This is a genomic window from Nocardia sp. NPDC102475 (genome assembly GCF_055584605.1).
In genome coordinates, this window is record NZ_JBVJLS010000006.1 from 394,825 (window position 1) to 402,395 (window position 7,571).

Consider the following 7,571-nt stretch of genomic DNA (forward strand, 5'->3'; position numbering starts at 1 on the left):
GCGGTAACTGTGCGATCCTCGGATCGTGACTAATGCGAACAACCTTCTCGATCCGATCCGGCTGCGACTGCGCGGTTCGGATGGGATCGAGCTGGCCGCCGACCAGTTCGGCCCGGCGGACGGCCCGCTCGTCCTGTTTCTGCACGGTGGTGGTCAGACCAGACACTCGTGGAAGCAGACCGGTGCGAAGCTGGCCGCCGCCGGGATGCGGGTCGTCACGCTGGACGCGCGCGGCCACGGCGACAGCGAATGGTCGCCGAACGCCGATTACCGGCGCGACACTATGGTCGCTGACCTGGGCGCGGTCCTCGAACAGCTGGCCACTCCCGCGGTCGTGGTGGGCGCGAGCATGGGCGGGATGACCGGCCTGCTGACTACCGCGGATCCGGGCGGCGCGGCGATCACCGCCCTGGTGCTCGTCGATATCGTCACCCGTCCCGAGCCCGCCGGTGTCGCGCGGGTGATCGACTTCCTCGGTAAGCATCGCGACGGCTTCGACAGCCTCGAACAGGCCGCCGACGCGGTCGCGGAATATATGCCGCATCGGCCACGGCCCAAGAACACCGACGGCCTGCTGCGCAATCTGCGCCAGCGCGACGGTCGCTGGTACTGGCATTGGGATCCGAATATGCTCACCCACCGCGTCGAGGATCCGAGCGAGATGGTGCAGCAGCTCGAGGCCGCCGCGCGCGCCCTCACCATTCCCGTGCTGCTGGTGCGCGGCATGCAATCCGATGTGGTGACGCCGGAAGGCGCCGCGGAATTCCAGGCACTGGTGCCGCATGCGCAGCTGGTCGAGATCGGCGGCGCGGCGCATACCGCGGCCGGTGACGACAATGATTCGTTCACCGACGCGGTCGCGAAATTCGTGCTCCAGGTGCGCGGTTAGCTACCGGTTCCGGTAGTCGGGCTTGCGCTTCTCGACGAAGGCATCCACGCCCTCGCGCCCGGCCGGGCTGTTCGCCGCGGCGCTGATGGCATCGCGCTCGTAGTCGAGCTGGTCGCTCAGCGTCGACGAATTCGACCGTGCCAGTAGCGATTTGATGCTCGCGTAGGCGGATCGCGGTCCGGCAGCGAGGGTTCGGGCCACATCCAGTGCCTCGGCCCGCACCTGCTCGTCATCGACGAGCCGACTCAGGATGCCGAGTCGCACCGCCGTTTCGGCGTCGAGAATCGCGTCGGTGAGCAGGATTTCGCGGGCGCGTCCGGCGCCGACGATCCGCGGCAGCGTCCACGACATGCCGCCGTCCGGGCTCAACGCGATGCCCGGATACGCCGGGCGCAGCTTGGTGCTCGGGCCGCCGATCGCGATATCCGCCGCGCACACCAGGCTCATCCCGGCTCCGGCCGCCCACCCCTGCACCCCGGCGACGACGGGCACGATGGTCTCGTCGAGTGCGCGCACGAATTCGTGCAGATCCGTGGCGAGGCCGTAGATATGACCGGCCCGATCCTCGGCCGCCGCGAAACCGCGCACATTGCCACCCGCGGAGAAGTTCGGTCCGGCGCCCGTCAGCAGGACGGCCCCGATCTCGCGGTCGGCTGACCGCAATGCCTCTGTGCCCGCGCTGATGCCCGCGAAGTCCAGGGAAGTGCCGTTCGCGGCGGTCGAGATGGTGATCTGTAGTACGCCGTCGACGACGGTGACGTACTCGGTCTGCGTTGAAGTCATGACCAGCACATTAGCTCCCCGCCCCGAGCCGTCTTCCGGTCAGCGGCGGACCATGCGGACTTCGATGGCGGGGGTGAAGGCCTCGATGCGGCTGGTGCCGTCGAGTTCGAAGCCGTGTTTGCGGTAAAAGGCCTGGGCGCGCGGGTTCTTCTCGAAGACCCAGAGAGAGCACGGTATGTCGGGTGCGACGGCGGCGCGGATGAGATCGTGGGCGACGCCGGTGCCGTACCAGGCGGCGCGGACGTAGAGGGCATTGAGTTCGGTTGGGGTGACCGGTGATTCGTCGCGTGACGCGCTCGCACACGAGAAGCCGATTACCTCGTCGTCGACGAGGGCGACGTAGGCGCTGCCCGGATTGCGGACCCGGACGCGTTCCCACTGCTCCGCGCGGCGGTCGACCTCGAACGCATCCAGGATGTGGTCGGGGACCAGGCCGCGATAGGCCTCACGCCAGCAGGCGATATGGCATTCGGCGAGGCTGTGGACGTATTCGGCGGTGAGTGGGGCTATGCGCCAGGCGGGCTGGGTCATGGAGACCATCGTTGCCGAGGGAGGTCGTCGATGACCAGGTCCGCAGATGACTACGCCCCGAGCACCTGGTGGTGTCGGGGCGTATGTCGGTCTCTGGGAAATCAGCCGCGAACGACCTTGCCCGCCTTCAGGCAGGAGGTGCACACGTTCATGCGGCGGGTGTTGCCCGGCGCGACCTGTGCGCGCACGGTCTGGATGTTCGGGTTCCAACGACGGTTGGTACGCCGGTGCGAGTGCGAGACCGACTTCCCGAAGCCGGGGCCCTTGGCGCAGACGTCGCAGACGGCAGCCATAGTCGCGAACTCCTTCATGTCATGTGGGGACCGCCGCACGTCGGCAGCATGTCCGGAAACAATGTCTAATGCCCTGCCGACTGACGTCGGCCAGCGCGAACCCTCTCGGCCGCGCTAGGCAACCCTGCAAGGGTAGCTGGCGGCGCCCTGATCCGCCAAACCGGGTCATGAACCGACGGCCCGTGGGCACACCCGATGGTAGTGGATCGGTGTCGCCGATCGACTGTCGGTATCGCCAGCTAACCTGGCCAACGGTGGCAGAACCTTTCGAGCGATCTGCCAGCAGTCGCTTGGGTGCGGGTGGCATGGCGGTGTGAACGATCGCGGAGAGAGGTGGCGGTGCCCGGAGTGCGGGACATGATGGGCGACGGCCCTGACACGGGTCTGCCTGCCGTTGCCGGTCCGAATGAACTGAACGGCACGGCCCTGCTGCGCTGGGGCCGCATCTGCCTCGAAGGCCTGCGGCAACGCCGCGAGGAGATCAACGCCCTCAACGTCTTCCCCATCGCCGACGCCGACACGGGTACGAACATGCTCGCCACCATGCGAGCGGCAATGCAGGCTGCGGATGCCGCGGTGATCTCGGCGCGCGGTGCCGAGCAATCGGATGGCTTCGCGGCCGACGGTCACGCAGTGGATGCTGGGGCGGTCGGGAATGGGGCGGTATCGGGTGCCGGAGCGGACAGCGGGGTCGCGGTGTGGCAACCCGCGGCGGAGTCGCCCGGGGAATTCACGGATCGAGTTGTCCCCCGCACTGGCGTTGATCACCCCAACCCGCCTGATCGTGCTGGGCGGGGCAGCTCGCGGAATGGCTTCAGCGCAGCGCCGTTGAATGGAACCGCGGACGGATATCTCGAACCGTGGGCGCTCTCGACGCACGATGTGGCCGCGGCGATGGCGCGCGGGGCGACGCTCGGGGCGCGTGGGAATTCCGGGATCATCTTGTCGCAGGTGTTGCGGGGGATTGCCGAGGCGGCGCGCGGGGGGCCGCTGACGGCGCGGACGTTGCGTGACGCGCTGGCAACGGCATCGGCGCTGGTTCGGGAATCGCTGAGTGTGCCGGTCGAGGGGACCATCCTGACCGTCCTGGAGCGGGCAGCGGAATGTGCTGCGGCTTCTCCGGAATCAGCCCTGGCCGAGGTGGCGGTGGCGGCGGCCGACGGTGCTGCCGAGGCGCTCGGTGATACGCCCGCCCAGCTCGGCGTGCTGCGCGAGGCGGGTGTGGTCGATGCGGGGGCGCGCGGGTTGGTCGTGCTGCTCGACAGTCTGGTCGTGGTCACCCTCGGCCGGACACCCGATCGACCGGCGTACGCGCGCGGCGAATTCGCATTCGCTGGTGACCAGGCGGGAGTTGAGCGTGTCAGGGCCGCACCGCATGCCGTTGCCGCACCGCGAGCCGACGCCGAACCGCGCGGCACCTGTGCCGAACCTCTGAACAGTGCCGAACCCCACTTCGAGGTGATGTACCTCCTCTCCGGCACCGACGACCGACGAATCGCCCGCCTCCGCGATCGCCTCGCCGACCTCGGCGACTCGGTGGTGGTCGTCGGCGACGGCGCGGGCTCCTGGTCGGCGCACGTCCACTGCGCCGATGCGGGCGCCGCCGTGGAAGCAGGAATCGCCACCGGCACCCTCAGTGCAATCCGCATCGAAAGCTTCACCATCACCGCCCGCCCGACACCCGCGCCCTGCGATGCTGCTGCGCACTCGGGCAAATTCCCGCACGCCGACTTTGCCGACCACGCTGAGGGCGTCGGGCACCCAGACGCAGCCCCCGCCGATGTTGCGGGTCGCGCTGATGTCGTCGGGCAGCCTGGACGCACTGACGCGACCACGCGTATTGCTGCGGGTCATGCTGATGCCGCCGTGCAGCCTGGAGGCGTTAGTCGCACTGATGCGCCCGCGCGTGCTGAAGCTCCCGGCACGACCGTCGGATCCGGCACAACCGCGCGCATCGGTCCCGATCACGACGGTCCCGCAGACCGCGCCGTGCTGGCTGTTGTGTCGGGCGATGGCGCGGCGGCGCTGTTCGAGGCCGGAGGTGCGGTGGTGCTCGGCGGTGACGGGCCGGTGACCAGTGCGGCGCTGCTCGCGGCGATTCGGCAGCTGCCGAATCGGGAGGTGTTGGTGCTGCCGAATGGTGCGCTGCCCGCGCACGAGTTGGTTGCGGTCGGTGTTGCGGCGCGTGACGCGCATCGGGACGTGTTGTTGTTGCCGAGCGGGTCCATGGCGCAGGGGTTGGCGGCGCTGGCAGTGCACGATTGCGGCCGGATCGCGGTGGACGATGCGTTCGCCATGTCGGAAGCGGCGGCCGCTACTCGCTGGGGGTCATTGCGTGCCGCGACAGAACGGGCGCTCACCATGGTCGGCACCTGCGAGGCCGGTGATGGGCTGGGGCTGGTCGGTCACGATGTCGTGGTGATCGACCGGGATGTGCCGACCGCGGGCCGGACCCTGCTCGACCGGATGCTCGCCTTCGGCGGTGAGCTGGTCACCCTGCTGATGGGTGTGGCGGCCCCCGGCGAACTCGCGGACGAACTGGCCGCGCATATCGCGAACGGCTTCCCCGGCGTCGAGGTGAGTGTGTATTCAGGTGGGCAGCAAGCGGATCTGGTGCAGATAGGGGTGGAATAGGGATATGGCGACACTCAGCGATCGGCTGGACCACCTGCTCGGCGTGAAGGCGGCGGAGCCGCTCGCCGATGCCTTCGACATGCACACCGTCGAGGATCTGTTGCGGCACTACCCATTGCGCTATGCCACTCAGGGCCAACCGCTCACCCAGGAGCAGCCGGAAGAGGGCGCGCACATCACCGTCATCGGCCGGGTGACGAAAACCGAACTGCGCCCGATGAAGAACCGCAGGGGGCGACTGCTCAAGGTCGCCCTCGACACCGGTTCGGTCGCCCCGATCGATATCACCTTCTTCAACGGAGACAAGGTGAGTTACCTTGTCCGCGAAGGAGTCCGGGCCATGATGTCGGGCACCGTGCACTGGTGGCGTCCGGACCGCTGGAACCTCTCGCATCCCGACTATCTGATCCTGCCCGAGAAGGAAGAGGATTCCATCGAGAACCTCACCTCGGTGCGCGGCGGCGGTGCCTTGCGCGGATTGGCGCAGAGCGCGAAAGATAAAGGGGGAGTGGATGTCTCGTTCTTCGAACGGGAGTACATCCCGGTTTACCCCGCGACCGCGAAAGTGCAGAGCTGGGATCTGCTCGCCTGCGTCCGGCAGGTACTCGATCAGCTCGACCCGATCGACGATCCGCTGCCGAGCGATCTGCGCGACGACCGCGCGCTGATGAAGATCTCCGACGCGCTGCGCCTGATCCACCTGCCCGAACGCAAGTCCGATATCGAACAGGCCAGGGAGCGTTTGCGTTTCGACGAGGCGCTGGCCCTGCAACTGGTCCTCGCCGAGCGGCGACACGACGCGGAGGCCCGAGCGGCCCGGCCGTGTCCGCCCCGATCCGACGGTATCGCAGCGGCTTTCGATACCCGCCTGCCCTTCGAACTGACCGAGGGGCAGCAGCAGGTGATCGCGGAGATCTCCGACGATCTCGCGCGCAGTCATCCGATGCACCGGCTACTGCAGGGTGAGGTGGGTTCGGGCAAGACCATCGTCGCACTGCACGCCATGCTGCAGGTGGTCGACGCCGGTCAGCAGTGCGCGCTGCTCGCCCCCACGGAAGTACTTGCCGCCCAACACTATCGGTCACTGCGCACGATGCTGGGCGATCTCGGCACCGCCGGTGAACTCGGCGCTGCCGACAACGCGACCAAGGTCGTGCTGGTGACCGGCTCGATGTCGGCGTCGGCGAAGAAGGCCGCGCTACTGGATGCGGTCACCGGCGAAGCGGGCATTGTGATCGGCACCCACGCGCTCATCCAGGACGCGGTGGAGTTCTTCGATCTCGGCATGGTGATCGTCGACGAACAGCATCGGTTCGGTGTCGAACAGCGGGATGCGTTGCGCGCCAAGGCGAAATCCGGCACCAGTCCCCATCTGCTCGTCATGACCGCGACCCCGATTCCCCGCACCATCGCCATGACCACCCTCGGCGATCTGGAGACCTCAACCCTCACCCAGCTGCCCCGCGGTCGCTCGCCGATCGTGTCGAAGGTGGTGCCGCGCAAACAGCATCCGAACTGGGTCGATCGGGCCTGGGAGCGCATACTCGAGGAGGTCGGCGCCGGTCGACAAGCCTATGTGGTGTGCTCGCGCATCGGCGACGACGAGGAGAATGGCAAGGCCCGCAGCGGCAAGAAGTCCGGTAAGGCAGAGGAGAAGGAAGGCCCGACCACGGCCGCCGCCCTCGAGGTCTTCGACATGCTGCGCACCGGTCCGCTCGCGAGCGTCCGGGTCGGCCTGCTGCACGGCAGGCTCCCGACCGATGAAAAAGACCAGGTGATGCGCGCATTCAACGATGGCGACATCGATGTGCTCGTCTGCACCACGGTCGTGGAGGTCGGTGTCGACGTGCCGAATGCGACCGTCATGGTCATCGTGGACGCGGACCGCTTCGGTGTCTCCCAGCTGCATCAGTTGCGCGGCCGCATCGGCCGCGGCAAACACCCCGGCCTGTGCCTGCTCATCACCGACGCGGGCCCCACCGGCACCGCCATGGCCCGCCTCGACGCCGTCGCCGCCACCACCGACGGCTTCGAACTCGCCGTCCTCGACCTGCGCCAACGCCGCGAAGGTGACGTCCTCGGCGCCGCCCAATCCGGCACCGCCCGCTCCCTGCGCCTGCTCTCCCTACTCGACGACCTCGAAGTCATCACCGCCGCCCAAGACCTCGCCCGCCAACTAGTCGAATCCGACCCTGGCCTGCACCACCACCCAGGCCTGGCCACCATGATGCACGCCGCCGTAGACGCCGAACGCCTGGAATACCTGGCGAAGTCGTGAGAATGCACTGGTGGAGAGGCCTTCTCGACGATTGCCCGCACCAGCGCATGGTGATCAATTGTCCGGAACTAGTGCCGCGTCCAGCTGGCTTCTGAGGTATCGAGATCCGTCGAGCGCAGTCATATGGCGGTGCCGCGGGCCGTGTCGTGCCGCATTTCGACTG

The 7,571-nt window shown here is 67.9% G+C and carries 6 protein-coding genes; 3 read left to right on the forward strand and 3 right to left on the reverse strand.

Annotated features, from left to right (window positions below; translation table 11 throughout):
- The first annotated feature begins 25 nt into the window (after window positions 1-25).
- Window positions 26-889, forward strand: a complete 864-nt coding sequence (locus ACZ60G_RS14510; RefSeq protein ID WP_465810532.1) for an alpha/beta fold hydrolase — start codon at window positions 26-28, stop codon at window positions 887-889.
- Here ACZ60G_RS14510 and ACZ60G_RS14515 read toward each other — a convergent pair whose 3' ends face one another.
- From ACZ60G_RS14515 to rpmB, 3 genes are all read right to left on the reverse strand, one after another.
- Window positions 890-1,672, reverse strand: coding sequence for an enoyl-CoA hydratase/isomerase family protein (locus tag ACZ60G_RS14515; protein ID WP_465810534.1), 783 nt, complete (start codon window positions 1,670-1,672; stop codon window positions 890-892).
- Between the two features lie 39 nt (window positions 1,673-1,711).
- Window positions 1,712-2,203 carry a GNAT family N-acetyltransferase gene (locus ACZ60G_RS14520; RefSeq protein ID WP_465810536.1) on the reverse strand — a complete coding sequence of 164 codons (492 nt, stop codon included), beginning with the start codon at window positions 2,201-2,203 and terminating at the stop codon, window positions 1,712-1,714.
- Window positions 2,204-2,304: 101 nt separating this feature from the next.
- Window positions 2,305-2,496, reverse strand: coding sequence for a 50S ribosomal protein L28 (gene rpmB, locus ACZ60G_RS14525; RefSeq protein ID WP_011210730.1), 192 nt, complete (start codon window positions 2,494-2,496; stop codon window positions 2,305-2,307).
- Window positions 2,497-3,324: 828 nt separating this feature from the next.
- Between rpmB and ACZ60G_RS14530 the strand changes: the two genes are divergently transcribed.
- Both ACZ60G_RS14530 and recG read left to right on the forward strand, forming a co-directional pair.
- On the forward strand, window positions 3,325-5,130 hold the full coding sequence (locus tag ACZ60G_RS14530) for a DAK2 domain-containing protein (RefSeq protein WP_465810574.1): 1,806 nt from the start codon (window positions 3,325-3,327) through the stop codon (window positions 5,128-5,130).
- 4 nt (window positions 5,131-5,134) lie between these two features.
- Window positions 5,135-7,408 (forward strand): ATP-dependent DNA helicase RecG, encoded by a 2,274-nt coding sequence (recG, locus tag ACZ60G_RS14535; protein ID WP_465810539.1) that lies wholly within the window; start codon window positions 5,135-5,137, stop codon window positions 7,406-7,408.
- The last annotated feature ends 163 nt before the right edge of the window (window positions 7,409-7,571 follow it).